Here is an 18,473-nt window from a genome sequence, read left to right as displayed (position 1 = left end):
GGGCATGTGTCCACATTCCACATCGAGGCCGTGGCCCGGTCAGAAATGGCCGAGGTCATCGACTTTGTCATGCAGGCTCGCGCTGAGCTTTTTCCGAAGCTGAGCGCCACAGGAATCCCGCCAGATCTGGCGAATTTTGAAGAGACTTACATAAGTGGCGCCGGACGTTTTCTGCTCGCCCGTCATGAGGGTCGCATCGTCGCCACGATCGGCTATCTACCCTATGACGATCGCTTCGAACACCTCGACTATCAGCAACTCGAGGTCGTGGAAGTGGTGCGGCTGTTTGTCGTTCCCGAGTTCAGACGCTCAGGATTGGCCAGTGAGCTTTACCAAGAACTGAAGTCGTCAGCCGAACGTGCAGGGGTTCATGTGATCTACCTGCACACGCACCCCTTCTTGCCGGGCGCGATCAATTTCTGGCTCAAGCGTGGCTTTGAGGTGATCGCTGTGGATGCCGACCCGGTTTGGCAGACGACTCATATGGATTGCCGGATTCAAAACTGACCCATCAGGAGGAGCGCAATCGCAGGATCTGCGCGCCGTCGAACGGGTCAGTCAGGTAGTGCGCGTGGACACCAAACGTTTCCAGCAGGCGTTGCGCAGTCAGCACTTCAAGGGGTTTGCCGAGGGCGACGAGTCGGCCCTTTTCCAGTACCGCCAAACGATCACAAGTCAGTGCCTGATTGAGGTCGTGCAGGGCAATCACCGTGGTCACCGGCAACGCTTGCACCACATGCAAAATAGACAGTTGATGCTGGATATCCAGGTGGTTGGTGGGTTCGTCCAGCAACAGAATTTGCGGGCGCTGGGCGAGGGCGCGAGCGATGTGCACACGCTGGCGCTCGCCACCGGAAAGGCTGCGCCAGGAGCGATTGCGCAGATGCGCCGCGTCAACATCGCGCAAGGCCTGATCGACGATGCCGTCGTCCTCGGCAGACCACGGACTGAGCGCCGACAGCCAGGGCGTTCGACCCAGCGCCACTGCGTCAAACACGCTGATCGCGTCGAGGGTGTCCGCCTGCTGCTCAACCACTGCCAGCGTTTGCGCGACGGTTCGGCGCGATAGCGTCTTCAAACGCTGGCCGTGGAGATGGATGTCGCCACGACTGGGCGCGCGTACGCCGCAGAGTAATTTCAGCAAAGTGGATTTGCCGGAACCGTTGGGGCCGACAAGGCCAAGGGTTTCGCCGCGGCGGATGTCCAGATCGATCTCGTGCAGCAACCTTGCATCGCGGATATCAAAGCCGAGGCCGCAGCACTGCAGCACCGATTCGCCGGCAGCCGGGGACAGCGTATTCATCGGGCATTCCTCCGGCCGATCAGGATCAGCGCGAACACCGGCGCACCGACCAGCGCGGTAATCACGCCGACCGGGATCACCTGGCCTTTGATGAGCGTGCGCGACAGCACATCAGCAGCAATCAGAAACACCGCGCCACCCAGTGCACTCGCTGGCAGCAGACGCGTGTGTCGAGTGCCGAGCAAAAGCCTTACAGCGTGGGGAATGACCAGACCCACGAAACCGATCGAGCCGACAATCGATACCATCACAGCCGTCACCAATGCGGCACAACTGATCAACAGCAATTGCACGCGACGCACCGGAATCCCGAGCGAGGCAGCTGAATCTACACCGAAGGTAAACGCGTCCAGCGCACGCCGATGCCACAGGCACACAACGAGCCCGATGACCGCCACCGGCACCGCCAGCCACACCGATGGCCAGCGCACGCCGCTGAGATTGCCGAGCATCCAGAACATGATGCCGCGTGCCTGTTCGGAACTGGCCGACTTGGTGATCAGAAATGCCGTGAGCGCATTGAACAGCTGCGAGCCGGCGATCCCCGCCAAAATGATCTGGCCGGTATTACCCGGTGAGCCAGCGGCGCGGCCGAGCAAAACCACCACGGCGAACGCCACAACAGCGCCGCCGAACGCGCCAACTGACATGGAAATCGCCCCCGCGCCGAACCCGAGCAACGCGACCATCACCGCGCCCGTCGAAGCACCAGCGGAAATGCCCAGCAGATAGGGATCGGCCAACGGGTTGCGCAGCAGCGATTGCAGAATCACCCCGCAAGTCGCCAGGCCAGCGCCGCAAGCGGCAGCCACCAGCGCGCGAGTCAGGCGATAGTTCCAGACGATGCCTTCGTCGATCGGATCAAGAACATACCCGGCCGCCCACAGTTTGTTGGCCAGCACCTGGAACACCACGATGGGATCAATGGTTGTCTCACCAATCGCCACACCCGCAATCACCGCTAAAAGCAGGATCGTCAGTGCAAGCAAAGTGCGTATCAACGTCGCGGTCATTTGGACAGGTCGTATCCGTTGATGGCGCTCGCCAGCGCGGCGATACCGTCGAATGTGCGCATGCTGGCCTGCATGGCCATGGCGTCGAGAATAATGATGCGGTTGTTTTTCACCGCGTCCATGTTGCGGGTCACGGGATCGTTGCGCAGGAATTCCAGCTTCTTCAGGTAGTCATCAGCCGGGAAGCGCCGGCGATCCATGCGTGCGATGACCAGGAACGTCGGGTTGGCTTTGGCGATGGTTTCCCAGCCGACGGTTGGCCATTCCTCATCGGACTCCACGACGTTGCGCACGCCCAGCGTGTTGAGCATGAAGTCTGGAACGCCCTTGTGCCCTGCAACGTACGGGTCGATATCCAGACTGGCACTGGAAAACCAGACCAACGCGCTGATGTCTTTCGGGTTCTTGCCATTCGCCATGGCAATGGACTTGGCCAGGCTTGCCTTGAGGTCTGTGTTCAGCTGCTGCGCACGCGCCTGGACATCAAAAATCTCACCGAACTGGGTGATGCTTTTATAGATGCTGTCGATGCGAAACGGCGCCAGACGCGTGCCGTCGGAACCGACCAGATTGTCCTTGGCCTCGCAGTCAGACGGCATCAGATACGTCGGAATCTTCAGTTCGTGAAACTGTTCGCGGGTGCCGACCGCGCCTTGTGGCCCGACCATCCATTCCAGTTCGACAGCCACCAGTTGCGGGCGCTTGGCAATCACCGATTCGAAACTCGGTTCGTTATCGGCCAAGCGCTCGATGTTGTCGTTTTGCGCCTTGTACTGCACCAGCACATCGTTGAACCACAGCGATGTGCCGACCATTTTGTCAGCCAGCCCGAGCGCAAAAAGCATTTCCGTGCCGGCCTGGCCGATGGTCACCGCACGGGCAGGAGCCTGCGCGAAGGTCAGCGTGCTGCCGCAGTTTTCAATCGTCAGGGGGTACTGCGTCGGTGCAGCATGGGCGAGGGCGCCAACACCCAGGCCAACGACGAGGGCGACAAAACGAGGCAACAGCATGATGCAATCTCCATTTGAACCGTACACGGAGCCAGGGTGCAGGTTCTGGAAACACATCGCTTACGCTGCCTTAAAAGCAGTGCCAGGCCGATCACCGAAGTGACGCGCGCACAAGGATGTCCTTCCCGGACACCCCGCCGGTTAGTGATTGTTGCTTGGCCGGCAGGTCTCCTGACTGATGCGTCGTCGCCTGCGTCAGCCTTCCCGGGAGCAATCCCAGTGGCAGTTCGGACTAAGGCTCAGCATCTACAGTTGCGGGGGCAGTTCCGTTTGATGCGTTGGGCGCATCACGGATTCCCTATTAATCCCAATTGGAAACCGGCGGGCGGCATGGTATCCGATCGTGGCGGTTGAGGCGAACGGGCGTGCTCGTTCAAGGGGTGGGGCGGCGTCAGCAGGAGGGCTGGTGAGGACAACAGACCATTAAAGTACTTTATGCGCAGCACCTTTTTCTCCCACTATTCAGTTACTGCAACGATTTTGCGCAACTTGTATCCTTGCGTTACACGAGGACGAATGGCCCCAGCTATTGCCCTGACCCAATAGTCACGGGAACGGAAAACCGGACTTTTCTGAAGGTAATGACGTGAAGCGTGATTCGCACCTGGTTGTGCTTTTGCTGTTCGTGATCGGTTGCTCTCTGGCGTCATTGACGGTCTGGAAAGTATTGGCCTCTCGAGATCGAGCACTGGAGGAAGTGGATGTCCACGGCTTGAACCTGACCCAGGCGCTTTCTACCTACTCCGAGGGAATTGTCCGCCAGAGCTCGCTGCTTTTACTCGGGCTTGTCGAGCGCCTGGAAATCGAAGGTAGCGGCCCCGCGCAGATTCAGCGGCTGAGTGCATTGATCATCCGCCAGGAATCGTTGATGCCACAGCTCAGTGGTATCACGATTTACGACAATCAGGGACGCTGGCTGATGTCCTCCAACCGACCGATTCCGGCCGGGGCGAATAGCAGCGATCGGGCCTATTTCATTCATCATCGCGACGATCCCAGCCGTGAGACCTTTATCGGTCCGCCTATCCAGAGCCGCTCCAATCAGGAATGGGTGATCACCCTCAGCCGCCGCTTCAATGATGCGCGCGGAGAGTTTGCCGGGGTGGTGGCGGTCACGTTGGGCGTCGAAAACTTTCTTCGGTTGTTCGGAAAGATCGACGTGGGGCAGGAGGGCGCCATCGGGTTGTCCTACACCGATGGTACGTTGCTGGTTCGTTATCCATTCCGCGAGCAGGACATGGGTCGCAACTTTTCCCAATCGCCCATCTATGCCAAGTATCTGGTGGATCGATCAGTCGGCACCGCGTCGTTTACATCCAGCCTGGATGGTGTCGAGCGGCTCTACGCTTTCCGCAAGAGTGACCGGCTGCCGCTGATAACGACGGTGGCACTCGGCAAGCGCGAAGCTCTCGCCGCGTGGCGCACGGAGGCATTGTTGTCGGCGGTGGTGGTAACCGGGCTGCTGGGGCTCACGGGCCTCATCGGCTGGTTCCTGATTGTGGATATCCGTCGGCGTACCAGGGCAGAAGATCAGTTGCGAGGAGCCCAGCAGCAGTTGCTCTCAACCAATCGGCAACTGGAGTTGCTGGCGATGAAAGATGCCCTGACCGGTCTGGCCAATCGACGCTGCTTTGATCAAAGCCTCGCCATGGAAGCCCGGCGCGCACGACGTGACGGCACGACGTTGGCATTGCTGATGATCGATATCGACCATTTCAAGCTGTTCAACGATTCACTCGGGCATGTTGCCGGTGACGCCTGTCTGCAAACCGTTGGCAGAATCCTGGACGAATGTGTGCGGCGCCCGTCGGACCTGGTGGCCCGATATGGCGGTGAAGAGATGGCCGTGATCATGCCTGACACCGACAGCGACGGCGCCGCAATAGTGGCGCAACTGATCATCGACCGCTTGCAGCAAGCAAACATCCCCCACACCGCCAGCCCGCTCGGACGTGTCAGTGTCAGCATCGGGATTGCGACCGCTACGTTGTCGGAACTGGATCACCTGCAAGGTTTGATCGAGGTGGCCGATCAGGCGTTGTACACCGCTAAGGCACGGGGTCGAAATCAGTATGTGAGGGGTGGGCTGTAAGTGTCATTTGCTGCAGATGCCAGGAATCATTGTGCTTGCGATGAAGCTTTGGAACCGTGACGACGAAGGTAGTACCGCTTTGCGAATCCGAAGTGACCTCGATGACGCCGCCGTGCGATGTAACGATCTCTGAAGCAATAAACAACCCCAGTCCCAAGCCTTCACTTGGGTCATGGTCGATGATCGAGTGCTGAGAAAAACGGCCCATCGGGTTGAAGATGAACGGCATCACATCATCTGGAATGGGCTCACCGCTGTTATGCACGGTGAAAATCACATGCTCCTCATCGGTATCCAGAGTAACGGTCACTGGCCGTTGGTTATCGCCATGCTGCACGGCATTGCCGATCAGGTTGGAAAGAACCTGCTCCATCCGTGCGCCATCGAATTCACCATGACAGGATCTTTTTGGCTCAAAGAAGATAGCGGCACTCGGGTAGAACGCCCGCAGTTCATCAACGATGCGCTCGCACAAGGGCAACAAATCCAGGCGCTTTGTTTTAACAGGTATGCCGGGGCCCATCTGGCAACGTGTCAAATCCAGCAGGTCACCGACAATCTGACTGGCGCGCTTGACGCTGGTGTAAATTTGCGTGGAAATCTTCGTGGCCTTGGTGCCTATGTCTTCTGAGCGCCGCAACATGTCGGCGCCGAGCAAGATCGCGCCCAGCGGGGTTCTCAGATCATGGCCAAGGATGCCCAGAAATAGATTCCGTGACGCTTCAACGGCTCGCGAATAGCTTGCAATTGACTCGGCGAGGGCTTGGTCGATTGCCTCATGAAATCTCGTCATGTCATCGATGTCGAGTGGCGTGCCGGCCTTGATCTGTTTAGACCACTGGTTGAGTACGCTGGCTCTGAGCGCGCGATATTCGGAGACCATCTGATCGATCGTGAAGCCTGCCATGAGCCGCGTGACCGCGTGGGTTTCAGCGGGTGTTTCCAGATCGTTGGACGGGGCATTGCCATGCGCCTTCGCCAGTTGTTCTTTTGCAGTCTGTTTAGTCCGTAGATCGAGCACTATGGCGTCGAGCATCTGTTCGGCATGATCACGCAGGGCTTCTGTGTCCAGCGGTGCACCGGGTGTCTCAATCGTTCGCGCAAAATCGTCCCAGTCCTGCAGAATCGGCTCGAGGTTGGCGGTGATGAAGTCAGACAGTCGCATGTGCATGGATCCTGGTCAGGAGGGCGAGTTCCAGACAGGAGTGATGGGGAAGCCGCAACGTGAAGTAGAACACGGATTTGCTGTTTTGCTGCGCTGTCCTATGAAACGCTGCGCCCTGAACGCTGATTGCGTTATGCGTACAAGGGCGCTCGCCTTACAACTTCCTGCGACCAGCATTCACTTTGCCGCTAGTGCTTCTCTACGCCCGGCACGTCCATGTTTATTTTGCGCCAGGCGCCTTCGGAAAAACTGTAAACCGAGAAGGCGATCAACCCCAACGCCATCACCATCAGAATCAAACCGCCAAAAGGCATACTTTGCAGAGCATCAAGGGCTTCCTTCATGCCCGGGGGATTCGTGGCTTTGTAAAGAGAGCCGCTGATCGCCATTAGCACTGCAATCTCGATAAACACCACGCCTCGTGCAATCAGTCCGAATCGCGACACCGGGCGGATATAGCGCATAACGTCTTCGTCGGCTTCAAAGTACTTCTCGAACGACGCTTTCCAGCCTTTGATGATGTGCGCAATGCCGACACCAAACGGAACTAGCGCAACAAGGTAGATCAGCAGGTTGGAATGCTCGAACGACAAAAGATGCGCCAACAAATCCTTCGTCTTGCCATCCCCGGAGTTACCCGAGCTTCCAGCACCACTGACGAGCAGGCCCAATGCAAAAAACGCCAGCGCGCCATTGACCACACCTCCCGCGAACAAACCTGCACGAATGACGAGCCCCTTGAGTTCGGTACCGTGATGATCAACGTCGCGAATAGCTTGCAACACGCGCCACGCCGCGAAGGCGAGTAAACCTGCCACCACCAGTCCAATCAAAACATACCCAAATGGCTGGCTCAGCAGTGCCTCGAGGCTTTTATGACTGTCTTTTGGTTTCGTAGCGTCTTGAGCCGCCAGCAGCGCGAATATCCCAATGATCAGATACATAACGCCCCGAGCGGCGTAACCGCAACGCGCGAGCAGAACAAGGGTGTGTTGGGCGAGCATTTAAATATTTCCGAGCAGAGAAGTTGTATACGAGCAGACCCGCCGCGGCTGCAGGGGTTCGATAAAGCGGTGTGCGGCGACCTGAAGGGTTGTGAGTCGTAAGTGGCAATGGGCAACACCCAGCATTTTCATTGTCACCACGCGAGGATGCATTGGTTGCACAGGTTGGGTTGTCTGGAGGGATCGATCTTCAACACGGCTATTCAAGCGGCGTTGATGAATACAAATGCGAATACGTATCAAATGCTGGAAATGTCAGATATTATTTCCCGCAAATTATTGGCACGTATGCCGTCCCATTTGGCTATTTCCTCAAGGCTCCCTCGATGCGTCGTACTCTGCTTTCCATCTGCGTGCTTCAGGCGTTTTCCGCTTCTTCCTGGGCGGAGCAGGCGACATCCGATACAACCATTCTGGAGTTGGAGGCGACCGACATCGTCGGTACTGCGCAGTACGAAGCCGCCCAAGGGCCGGTGAAGGGCTACCGAGCAACGCGCTCTGCCAGCGCAACACGAACCGACACGTCGATTCACGAGACCCCGCAGTCAATGAGCGTGGTGACCAAAGACGCTGTCGAAGACATCGGCGCTACTCGGCTTCAGGACGCGCTTGATTACGCCGGAGGGGTAGGGCGGGCCAATAACTTCGGAGGCCAGGGACTGACTACTTTCACGGTGCGTGGATTTACCACGGGCGAGTTCTATCGCAACGGTTTCCCGATCAACCGTGGTTATCCGAACATGCCCGATGCGAACACCATCGAGCGTCTTGAGGTACTGCGAGGCCCCGCCACTACTCTCTATGGCCGGGGTGATCCAGGTGGCACGTTCAACGTGGTCTCCAAACAGCCTTTGATGGAGCGCACCGTGACCCTGGGCAGCCAACTCGATGATCAGGGAATGAAGCGTGGCACGCTGGATGCTTCCGGCCCGATCGACGAAGAAGGCCGCCTGGCCTATCGCTTGAATGTGGTGGGTGAGGGCGGTGATACCTTTCGCGATCATGTTGAAACCGAGCGCTATGGCGTGACGCCGGTTATTTCCTGGCAGGCCAGCGACGACACCAAGGTGATCTTCGAGGGTGATTTCATGCGCAATAATCACCCGCTGGATCGTGGTGTCACGCGTTATCCGAATCAGATCGGTACCGCGTCTCGCGATACCTTCTTTGGCGAAAAAGATGTTGGCAAATTGCACAACGACAACAACATGGCGCAGCTGCGTTTCGAACATCTACTGAGCGATAACTGGACGTTGGGCGGTGGTTTCCAATGGCTCGATGGGACACTGCATGGCAACGCCATTGAAGCGAATGGCGTCGCTGCCGACGGGCGCACGCTGGGGCGTAACTTCAACTATCGCAAACTGGAGTGGACGGACAAGGATACCCAACTGAACCTCACCGGACATTTCTCAACCGGGGGCTTCGATCACACGCTGTTGACCGGAATCGAGTACGAGGATTACGACTACAAGTCCATCATCCAGCGTTCCAGTGGCGCGGTAGGTGCCTACCCGATTGATATCTTCAATCCGGTATATGGTCAGGCGCGTCCCGCCCTGACCCGTACGCCGACCCACGACAAGGAAAATCTCAAGACCTACGCCGCCTTCATCCAGGATCAAGTGGCATTGACCGAGCGCCTGAAAGTTCTGGCGGGCGCCCGTTTCGAACGTTTCGAGCATGACTATGAAACCTATGTACCAGGCGGTAAAAGCTGGGAGGCAAGCGACAATGCGGTAACCCCGCGTCTTGGCTTGCTTTATGACCTTACCGATACCGTCGCGGTGTATGCCAATACCGCGCGCTCATTCAAACCCAATACGGGAGCAAGTCGGCAGGGCGGCGGTTTTGAACCGGAAAAGGGTAAGTCTTATGAGATGGGGATCAAATGGGAAGCGCTGGATCGCCAGTTAAGCGTTGACGCAGCGATCTACCAGATTGAAAAACGAAACGTCCTCACCACCGATCCCGTGGACTCCACTTTCAGCGTGGCAGCTGGAGAGGTACGCAGCCGTGGGTTTGATCTCAACGTCGCAGGCAACGTAACCCCAGAGTGGCGGGTGATTGGCGGTTATGCCTATGTGGACGCTGAAGTCACCAAGGACAATGTAATCCAGTCGGGCACGCGACTGATGAACATTCCGAAGAACAGCTTCAGCCTGCTCAACGTTTATGAATTTCAGGATGGCAATCTGAAGGGATTGGGTTTGGGTATGGGCGGCAAGTACGTTGACGAACGTGCCGGTCAGACTGCTAACACGGCGTTTTCAATGGGCAGTTACACCGTTGTTGATTTGCTCAGCTTCTACAAGATCAACGACAAGGTCAGGCTTAATCTTGATGTGAAGAATGTCTTCGACCGCGACTATGAAGAAGGCGCCTTCGGCAATGTCTACGCATACCCTGGTGAACCGCGAACCGTTCAAGTGGGTGTTTCTTACACCTTGTAGATGATCCGGACGCACCGACGACCTGACGCTAAGCAAATAGACACGCTCGCTCTGCTTTTCTGACAATTTCCCAACCAGCACCAGCAGATAGGGCTGGTTGTCTCTGTCAGCGGGGTGTCTTTGCTCGGCGTACGAAAACGCCTTGCGACTCGGCCCAGCACTGCTACGGTGAATGGCAGTGTGGAGTTCCGTCGCAGAGAGGTCCCCCGTGGATAACCGCAAGCAGGTCAGTGCCGACGAATCCGCGGCAGTTCAGCTTTTCCGTTGGCTGGAGTACCCCGACGACGACTTCCCGTACTACAACGGCAAGCCCATGGGCCTTTCAGGCAAACAATGGATGCTGTTAATGCTTGGGGTGGTGGCCGGGTTCCTGGTGCTAATAGCGCCATTGCCATTGTTTGCGGGAAGCGTTGGGCAATTCATTCCCGCAATCCTGTTCTTCGCCATCCCGCTGGCGGTGCTGGCATGGATCACGCGGCAACATGGCTGGGCATTGTTCCGCAGGGTCACGATCCGCGACATCAAGTGGATGATACTGTTCGCGCTGCTCAACATCGTGACCATGGTCATCGGCCTGGTGGTCATGAAGACCATAGGCATGCACTCGAACCCGGTTTTCGCCGGGCTGGCGTCGCAAACAACCGTCGAGCACCTGCTCTTCTTTCTCAAGACGCTGCCGCAGGTTTTGGGCGAGGAGGTGCTGACGATTTTGCCATTCCTCGCAATCATGACGTTCCTGATTGTGCGGCTGCACTGGTCGCGCAAGGGGGCGATCATCGGTGCTTGGCTCTTGTCGGCCCTGCTATTCGGCGCGGCGCACTTGCCGACCTATGATTGGAGCATGGTGCAGGCGTTCGTTGTCATCGGCAGCGCGCGGCTGATTCTGCTGCTGCCCTACATCATGACGAAGAACATCTGGGTCTCCACGGGCGCTCATATACTCAACGACTGGACGCTTTTCATTATCGCCCTGTTGGTTGCGCTACCCTCTGGGCATTAAGGCGTCGCTGAGTTGCGCGATCGGCAGGGCGAAGCCCTGTTGGGATGCCGATCGCGCAAGCAGAAGGCGCTTGGCTAGAACTCAGAGTTTGCCTTCAGATCCGGTATAACTTGCACCTTGGACTTTGCCACTGGCATCAGACAGGCACGACCAAGGAGCGTCCGCGTCAGGTACCTTGATCGTCACGCCAACTCCCGCTTCGGCGGTCATGACGTCGGTCACCGAAAGTTTGCTGACGGCCACACCGGTTTTCTTCGCCACCTCGGCCAGGCAGGCTTTCTCTGCCTTGCTGGTGGCAGATGTGCCACTGGCGCTACCGGCAGCACTCGCAGCGCCAGATGTCGCTGGCTTGCACACCCCATTGGCCCCGCCTTTACCGGTATAGGATACGTCCCATGACTCATCTGGATTGCGCGTGAGGGAAATCGTCACGCCAGAGCCTTTGGCTTCATAGGCGTTGTTATTGAACTTCTTCAGTTTGGCCTCCTTGCCATTGATGTACACCGGCCCACCCTGATCCGCATGCACGGCGATATTAGTCGGGCAGTCGTAGTTGAGTAGCGGAATATCAGCACTGGCTACGGTGGCAAACAGTAAAGTGGTGGCACCCAGCAAAAACTTGTTCATATTCATGCGACATTCTCCTTCTGTTTGAGAGTGGTTGTACGTACTGCACGAGCGTCATGGTCATACGACAGCACGCGCAGCGCCGAGGCCGGGCGAAACGACTTGTCACCGCCTCGACGACAGTGCTTCGGCAGTATAGGTCGTAGTGGCCAGTTTGAACGGCCAAACGCCCACGGTCGGATCTGATTGTCGGGTAGTCAGACAGTTGCTCTCATCCACCCGTTCATACGAGTTCCAGCACACGGTTCAAGCCTCTGCCAAGGCACCATTTATCTGGACGCACGCGGCCGGGTATCTAAATAACCTCATCCACTGCCTGCTCAAGCATATTGATCGTACGCTCGATATTCTGCAGTTTCTCAAGGCCGAACAGCCCGATGCGGAAGGTCTGGAAGTCGGCCGGTTCGTCGCATTGCAACGGCACGCCGGCAGCGATTTGCAGGCCATGGTGGGCAAATTTCTTGCCGTTCTTGATGTCGGCATCATCGGTGTAGCTGACCACGACGCCAGGGGCCTGAAAGCCGGCAGCCGCCACGCTTTTGAAGCCTTTACCGGTCAACAGGACGCGAACCCGATCACCCAGCGCCTGTTGCTCGTCGCGAACTTTGTCGAAACCGTAGGCTTGCGTCTCTTTCATCACTTCGTTGAACCGCGCGAGGGCATCGCTGGGCATGGTCGCATGGTAGGCATGTCCGCCCTGTTCGTAGGCTTGCATGATCTGCAGCCACTTTTTCAGGTCGCAGGCAAAGCTGCTGCTTTGCGTCTGTTCGATGCGCGCGAGGGCCCGAGCGCTGAGCATTACCAGGGCGCAGCAAGGGGAGGCGCTCCAGCCTTTCTGCGGTGCGCTGATCAGCAGGTCGACGGCGCATTTGTGCATATCCACCCAAATCGTGCCTGAAGCGATGCAGTCCAGCACGAACAGGCCGCCTACCGCATGCACGGCGTCGCCGACTGCCCGTAAGTACTCGTCGGGCAGGAGGATCCCGGATGAAGTTTCAACATGGGGCGCGAAAACTATTTGCGGCTTCTGCGCCGCAATGGCTGCCAGCACTTCGTCCAGAGGCGGCGGGGCATAGGCCGCTTGGTGACCCGTTTCCACTGGCCGGGCTTTGAGTACCGTGGTGGCGGCCGGAATGTTGCCCATCTCAAGGATCTGGCTCCAGCGATAGCTGAACCAGCCGTTGCGAATCACCAGACATTGCTGGCCGGTGGCGAACTGCCGCGCCACCGCCTCCATGCCGAATGTGCCGCTGCCCGGAACCACCGCAACAGCCTCGGCGTTGTAGACCTGTTTCAGGGTTGCGGAAATGTTCTTCATCACCCCTTGAAAGGACTGCGACATGTGGTTTAGCGAGCGGTCGGTGTAGACCACTGAGTACTCGATTAGCCCCTCGGGATCGACACTGGGGTAGAGCTTGGACATAAGGTGACTCCTTGGGCACAGAGGTAAACATCAATGCCAAGGAGTGTAGGCAAAAGGCACTAATGGGCTCATCGAATTACGCAAATGAGCTTAGCGTGCTTCACATTGCGGCGAAGGCTCGCCGCTCAGCGCGTCAACCATCGGGGGATGATCCTGCACCGCCTGACGCAGATCTTCGGTCACCCGCAACTCCGCACCTGTCGGCGAGAAGGTCGCCGCCGCCGCGAAAGGCGCGGGGTTGGCCGGAACCGGGCGTTTGCCACGTCGCCACAGGAAGAAAGTGACCATGCACAGATTGACCAGCGCAAATACCCAGAACAGGCCATTGGCACCGAACGAATTCATCACCGGCGAGATCATCATCGGACTGATCGCCGAGCCCAGCGAGTTGATCAGCAGCAAGCCCTGAATCATCGGCACCAACGCTTCGGCAGGGGCGCGATCAGCGGCGTGGCTGACGGCAACCGGGTAAAGCGCGAACACACCGCCGCCGAGCAAAAACAACATCGCGGCGAGCATGGTCGAGGACAACGGCAGTACGACGATCACCAGCGACAATGCGCTGCACGCCACGGTCAGAAGGGTCAGCACCTGCAAGCGGTCCTTGCGGTCGGACCAGCGTCCGACCGGGTATTGCAGGAGCATCGCGCCGAGAATTGTCCAGGCCATCATGCTACCGACTTCGCCGACATTCAGACCGCTGCGTTGCAGGTACAGCGGCAGCAAGGTGTAAATCGCCGCGATGGTGATACCCGAGCCGAAACAACCGACCAGCCCGGTCGGCGTCACGCCCAACAATTGCCGTGGCTTGAGCGGCTCCACTTGATCGAGCAGAGGCGAGACTCGCGGCAGGATCACGATCGGCAGCACTGAAAACGAGGCGAGCATGCCAGCGACCATGAACGGTGCGCTGTCGCTCAATCCGGTAATTCTCCCCAGCGTTGCCTGGCCCAGCACGCCGGCGCCGTACAAGACGATCATGTACAACGCGAGCAAGCGCCCGCGAATCTTCGCGTCACCTGCCAGCAACAGCCAGCTTTCGATTACCAGAAACACACCGACCGTGGCCCAGCCATTGATCAGGCGCAGGGCAAACCAGCCCCACGTGTCATAGAACAACCCTTGCAGCAGGATGGTCACCGCGATCAGCGAGGCAAAGCTGCCGTAGGCGCGGATATGACCGATGCGCAAAATCAAACGGTCATTGAACACGGCGCCCAGGGTCAAACCAATGAAGTAGGCCGAAGAGACGATACCGATCATCGTGGTCGACGCACCGGCAGCGTCCAGTCGAAGGGTGGTCAGGGACGACATGAAACCGTTGCCCAGCGCAACAATGAACAGCCCAAGCAAGGGCGCCAGCGCCATGGCCAGCAAACGCGCAGACATAAAAACCTCTAGAAAACGAACAGCAGAACGCGCGCCTCTGCGCATGCGATTGCCAAGCCGAAGTGTGTGGGGTGCAAGTGCCCGCCGAACGGGCGGGGCGGTTGAGTCCGAGGTGGGGCCAGCCCGTCAGGTATGCCTCGGGCGCCAAATCTGGCGACTGCAAGAGCGCGCGGATTCTAAGGCTTGTGCGGAATTTGCCAATGGCTGTTTGCTGCGGCAGTTGGACGCAGGCCGATCAAGGCTCAGACATAACGACAGGTCATCGTTTTGCACTGCACAAATGTTGCAAAGCCTCAGCAAGGGGCAGGGGTGAGCTAATGGAATACCCGGAATGAGGTTACAGTGCTCATCAATGTCTCAGTTGTTGTGTGAACAATGAATCGTCCGCTGTTTGTTTCTCTGGATGGGCCCAAGGGCACCGGCAAAACCACACTGCTGGAGGCCATTACGCAGGTACTGCGCGCGGGCAACCAGAAAGTCATCCGGCTTTGCGAGAGAAAAAGCGATCCTTTCAGGGGTGAAACCATGGCCCTGGTTAACAATCTCGCCCGAAATCCCTCCACGGATCTGGAGTGGGCTGTATGCCAGGGTTTTGCTGAAAGCCGTAGCTGGATTTCCCGTCACGTGCTGACGAAACAGCCGCCAGACAGCATCATCTTGATTGATCGCTGGTATCCATCTGACGCTGCGTTTCGGCAATCAGTCCCGTTTTCCGACATCCTCCAGTTGAACATGGATCGAAACGTACAAGTGCCAGACCTGCATGTCGGCGTCGTTACCGAACCGGAAATTTCATGGGCAAGGGCCTCGACACGTTCGCGAGGACTGGGCGGCACTGTGATTCAGAAATATGCAGAGCACGTTGCGTGTACCGAGTCGTTCGAAAAAGCGGTAGCCGACCACGGTTGGGTTCTCTGTCGTAATGAAGGAACAATCGAAGAGGCGACGACGCAGGTGGTAACTCAGATCTATCAGGTGATGTTGGCACGAAACTGGGGGAGGGGGACTCAATAGTTCGCTTGAGGGTGTACCATCAGATTCTGCTCATCAGATATCAGTCAGCCATGTCCACGCTTAGCGAAGAGAGCCGCCGGATCGTAGCTTCTCTGGCGCAGGGTGTCGGTCTTAATGCTGACACTGCAAGCATCGCCGAGGCGATTGTTGCGAAATTGCAGGCTATGGACGCAGCCCTTACGCCGATTATTGGCCAGCAAGAGGTTGTCGCCCTGTACCGGCGCAGTTTACATCTGTGTGTTTCTGCTCATCCGCATCTCGCCGGCACTTATGACAGTCTGCCGGCCGCGATGGATCTTATTGCCCTTAAATCCGTACTCGTCGAGCAGCAGGACACCGAAGCACTGTTTTGTGGTGAAGTGTTGCTGACTACTTTCTACGAGCTTCTGACCACACTGATCGGGCCCTCGCTCACCGCTAGTTTGCTTCGTGGCGTGTGGGAACCTTCTTTGAGCGACACCCCCTCGCAGGAAAATTCGCCATGAGCACCAAAGTGACTATCAACCGTCTGGCCACCGGCGTGCCTGGACTGGACGAGGTGCTGGGTGGAGGATTGCCGGAATTTTCGTTCAATCTGATTGCCGGCCCTCCTGGTTGCGGCAAGACCACGCTGGCCCACCAGATGATGTTTGCCCTGGCAACGCCCGAACGCCCGGCGCTGTTCTTTACCGTCCTGGGTGAACCGCCATTGAAGATGCTGCGTTATCAGCAGCAATTCGACTTTTTCGACAGCGAAGCGATCAACCAGTCGATCCGTTACATCAACCTGGCCGACGATACCCTGGCCGGGGATCTGGACGAGGTGCTGCGGCGCATCGTCAGCGAAGTCGAAGCGCATTCGCCGGCGCTGGTGTTTGTCGATTCGTTCCGCTCCGTGGTGCTGGCCAGCCAGACCCAGGACAACCCCAACAACAACCTTCCGCAGTTCGTTCAGCAACTGGGCATGCTAATGACGACGTGGCAAGCGACGACGTTCCTCATCGGCGAGTATTTCACTGAAACCGACACCAACCCGATTTTCACCGTGGCCGATGGCCTGATCTGGCTTCGACAAAGCGTTCAGCGCAACTCCATGGTACGCAAGCTGGAAATCATGAAGATGCGCGGCCAACCGACGTTGCCGGGCCTGCACACCTTCCGCATTGCAACTTCCGGGATCAAGGTTTTTGCACCCGTAATCGCCAGCCCGTTTGATACGCCGCCGCAATCACCGATCAAGCGCTTGAGCATGGGGGTAGCGCAGCTCGACGAGATGCTCGGGGGAGGTCTGCCTCGGGGCTATTCGTTGCTGGTGGCCGGCCCATCGGGGTCAGGCAAAAGCATCCTCGCGGCGACCTTCCTCGCCGAAGGCGCGCGCAATGGTGAAACCGGCGTGATCGCAGTATTCGAACAACGGCCCAATCACTCGCAGAATGCGACCCTGTCGGGTTTGATTGCGAGCGGGCAGGTCGGTCTGGTGGATAGTCGCGCTCCCGATCTCTCGATTGACGAAATTGTCCAGCTGTTGCTCGGCGAGATCACTCGGCTGAAAGCCACTCGCGTGGTCATCGACTCGCTGTCGGGCTTCGAACTGGCAGTGGCGCCGACCTTTCGCGAGGATTTTCGCGAGTCGCTGTCGCGCATGGTCACGGCGCTGACCAATTCCGGGGTCAGTGTCTTGATGACCTCGGAGTTGGAAGATCGTTACACCGATCTGCGTTTCAGCCCTTACGGCACGGCGTTTCTGACGGATGCAATCATCGTCCAGCGCTATATTGAGGTGCAGAGCCGGTTGCTGCGCATCATGGCCGTGGTCAAGGTTCGCGCCAGTGCGCACTCTGATGAGTTACGTCAGTACTTCATTGATGATAGCGGCCTACACATCGGTGACATGTTGCCGGAGCAGGAAGGTTTGCTCGGTGGGCGACCGACAAGGCAGGTTTTGAACAAGGTCGATAGATGAGCGAAGAATGATGAGTGAGGCCAGCGGCAAGAATGAACAGGCTTTAGCCACTGCTGCACGCGAGCTGTTCCTACTGGGCCGGAAAACGGTCGCGGCTCGTGCGGCACTCGCGGCGCTGCAAAAGCAACTCAGCGAAGCCAACAGCCAGCTTGTCGATACCTTGCAAGTCGAGCAACTCATTGAGGCCAATCAGCAGTTAGTGCTGGCAATTTTATCGGCGCAGTCGGATGTTGAAGATCAGAAAAATGCTCAGGCAGAACAGCATCTGTACTTGGAAATGCGTGAAGCCAATGAGCGATTGGTTATCGCAGCGCTTAGTGCCCAAGACCTGCAAATTGCAGCTGAACAGGCACTGGAGCAGCAGCGCAATGTCCTCTCTGTAGTGGCCCACGAGCTGCGAAATCCACTGACGCCCATCAGCATGATTGCTGGCCGGCTGGTGCGAATGCCTCGCGAAGAATTGCCACGCATGCAGCTATTGATTGAAGGCCAAGTACAGCGGATGTCCCGGCTGGTGGAAGATTTGCTCGACATTGCTCGTGCTTCCACCGGTAAATTTCGCCTGAACTTCCAGGTTACTAATATGGCTGACATCATTAGTGACGCAATAGCGATCTATACTCCGGTCATGCTCGCCCACGGCTTGAGTTTCAGCTCAGAACGCTTGGAATCTCGTTTAGCGGTGAACGGCGATCCTGTAAGGCTGACGCAGATTCTTGATAATTTGCTGGGTAACGCAGCCAAGTACACGCCCAAAGGTGGCACTGTCACACTTGCCGTTTCCGTTGAAGCCAATCTGCTGGAAATTCGCATTCGGGACTCCGGCATTGGTATCTCAGCCAAAGCGCTGCCTTTCATCTTTGAGCCGTTTGTCCAGGATGATCATGCAGTGGGTTTCAATGGCGCAGGCTTAGGCATTGGTCTGACGGTGGTGCGCGAGTTGGTTGAAGCCCATAGTGGAACAGTGACCGGCACAAGTGCGGGGGAAGGCAAGGGAAGCGAATTCGTATTGAAAATACCGCTGTTAAATCCCTAGCT

Annotated in this window: 15 protein-coding genes, 1 pseudogene and 1 riboswitch; of the genes and pseudogenes, 8 read left to right on the top strand and 8 right to left on the bottom strand. The window is 57.6% G+C overall.

The genetic code is table 11. The annotated features are described in order from the left end of the window. Window positions 1-45 precede the first annotated feature (45 nt). Entirely contained in the window at window positions 46-507 is a 462-nt protein-coding gene (locus tag AB4P92_RS01520; RefSeq protein WP_234451733.1) for a GNAT family N-acetyltransferase, read from the top strand. Window positions 508-511: 4 nt separating this feature from the next. Here AB4P92_RS01520 and AB4P92_RS01515 read toward each other — a convergent pair whose 3' ends face one another. Genes AB4P92_RS01515 through AB4P92_RS01505 form a run of 3 tightly spaced genes read right to left on the bottom strand, consistent with a single transcriptional unit; the run spans window position 512 to window position 3,326 of the window. Then, a complete protein-coding gene (locus tag AB4P92_RS01515) occupies window positions 512-1,303 on the bottom strand; it encodes an ABC transporter ATP-binding protein (RefSeq protein ID WP_395598707.1) in 792 nt (263 codons plus the stop codon). Beyond that, complete coding sequence (locus tag AB4P92_RS01510) at window positions 1,300-2,316, bottom strand: iron ABC transporter permease (RefSeq protein WP_042559102.1); 1,017 nt, start codon at window positions 2,314-2,316, stop codon at window positions 1,300-1,302. Before AB4P92_RS01510 ends, AB4P92_RS01515 begins: the two co-directional genes overlap by 4 nt. Beyond that, window positions 2,313-3,326, bottom strand: a complete 1,014-nt coding sequence (locus AB4P92_RS01505; protein ID WP_395598706.1) for an ABC transporter substrate-binding protein — start codon at window positions 3,324-3,326, stop codon at window positions 2,313-2,315. Before AB4P92_RS01505 ends, AB4P92_RS01510 begins: the two co-directional genes overlap by 4 nt. A gap of 143 nt (window positions 3,327-3,469) precedes the next feature. After that, window positions 3,470-3,664: riboswitch (cobalamin riboswitch) on the bottom strand. Between the two features lie 248 nt (window positions 3,665-3,912). Here AB4P92_RS01505 and AB4P92_RS01500 point away from each other — a divergent pair. Further along, window positions 3,913-5,418 (top strand): sensor domain-containing diguanylate cyclase, encoded by a 1,506-nt coding sequence (locus AB4P92_RS01500; protein ID WP_261735387.1) that lies wholly within the window; start codon window positions 3,913-3,915, stop codon window positions 5,416-5,418. Here AB4P92_RS01500 and AB4P92_RS01495 read toward each other — a convergent pair. Together AB4P92_RS01495 and AB4P92_RS01490 are read right to left on the bottom strand one after the other, a co-directional pair. Continuing rightward, complete coding sequence (locus tag AB4P92_RS01495; protein ID WP_261735415.1) at window positions 5,375-6,583, bottom strand: sensor histidine kinase; 1,209 nt, start codon at window positions 6,581-6,583, stop codon at window positions 5,375-5,377. The two genes, AB4P92_RS01500 and AB4P92_RS01495, sit on opposite strands and share 44 nt — an antisense overlap. 188 nt (window positions 6,584-6,771) lie before the next feature. Then, a complete protein-coding gene (locus AB4P92_RS01490) occupies window positions 6,772-7,587 on the bottom strand; it encodes a DUF1206 domain-containing protein (RefSeq protein ID WP_395598705.1) in 816 nt (271 codons plus the stop codon). 326 nt (window positions 7,588-7,913) lie between these two features. Between AB4P92_RS01490 and AB4P92_RS01485 the strand changes: the two genes are divergently transcribed. Both AB4P92_RS01485 and AB4P92_RS01480 read left to right on the top strand, forming a co-directional pair. After that, window positions 7,914-10,040 (top strand): TonB-dependent siderophore receptor, encoded by a 2,127-nt coding sequence (locus tag AB4P92_RS01485; protein ID WP_395599720.1) that lies wholly within the window; start codon window positions 7,914-7,916, stop codon window positions 10,038-10,040. 208 nt (window positions 10,041-10,248) lie between these two features. After that, window positions 10,249-11,040, top strand: a complete 792-nt coding sequence (locus AB4P92_RS01480; protein ID WP_395598704.1) for a CPBP family intramembrane glutamic endopeptidase — start codon at window positions 10,249-10,251, stop codon at window positions 11,038-11,040. 348 nt (window positions 11,041-11,388) lie between these two features. Here AB4P92_RS01480 and AB4P92_RS01475 read toward each other — a convergent pair. From AB4P92_RS01475 to AB4P92_RS01465, 3 genes and pseudogenes are all read right to left on the bottom strand, one after another. Continuing rightward, window positions 11,389-11,667, bottom strand: a pseudogene (locus tag AB4P92_RS01475) (hypothetical protein); the annotation flags it as partial. A gap of 295 nt (window positions 11,668-11,962) precedes the next feature. Beyond that, on the bottom strand, window positions 11,963-13,090 hold the full coding sequence (locus AB4P92_RS01470; RefSeq protein WP_395598703.1) for an alanine--glyoxylate aminotransferase family protein: 1,128 nt from the start codon (window positions 13,088-13,090) through the stop codon (window positions 11,963-11,965). Between the two features lie 90 nt (window positions 13,091-13,180). Continuing rightward, the gene (locus AB4P92_RS01465; protein ID WP_115148006.1) at window positions 13,181-14,479 is read right to left on the bottom strand and encodes an MFS transporter; all 1,299 of its coding nucleotides are present in this window, start codon (window positions 14,477-14,479) and stop codon (window positions 13,181-13,183) included. Between the two features lie 375 nt (window positions 14,480-14,854). Between AB4P92_RS01465 and AB4P92_RS01460 the strand changes: the two genes are divergently transcribed. Genes AB4P92_RS01460 through AB4P92_RS01445 form a run of 4 tightly spaced genes read left to right on the top strand, consistent with a single transcriptional unit; the run spans window position 14,855 to window position 18,471 of the window. Continuing rightward, window positions 14,855-15,493: a dTMP kinase gene (locus tag AB4P92_RS01460; RefSeq protein WP_395598702.1), complete on the top strand. Its 639-nt coding sequence runs from the start codon at window positions 14,855-14,857 to the stop codon at window positions 15,491-15,493. A gap of 50 nt (window positions 15,494-15,543) precedes the next feature. After that, a complete protein-coding gene (locus AB4P92_RS01455; protein WP_395598701.1) occupies window positions 15,544-15,978 on the top strand; it encodes a hypothetical protein in 435 nt (144 codons plus the stop codon). Further along, window positions 15,975-17,435, top strand: a complete 1,461-nt coding sequence (locus AB4P92_RS01450) for an ATPase domain-containing protein (protein WP_042559110.1) — start codon at window positions 15,975-15,977, stop codon at window positions 17,433-17,435. The genes AB4P92_RS01455 and AB4P92_RS01450 overlap by 4 nt, the downstream gene beginning before the upstream one ends. Window positions 17,436-17,442: 7 nt before the next feature. Continuing rightward, entirely contained in the window at window positions 17,443-18,471 is a 1,029-nt protein-coding gene (locus AB4P92_RS01445; protein WP_395598700.1) for a sensor histidine kinase, read from the top strand. The last annotated feature ends 2 nt before the right edge of the window (window positions 18,472-18,473 follow it).

Source organism: Pseudomonas sp. A0308 (genome assembly GCF_044218815.1).
In the GTDB taxonomy this organism is placed as follows: domain Bacteria; phylum Pseudomonadota; class Gammaproteobacteria; order Pseudomonadales; family Pseudomonadaceae; genus Aquipseudomonas; species Aquipseudomonas iridis.
This window is presented reverse-complemented; position numbering and strand designations above follow the sequence as displayed.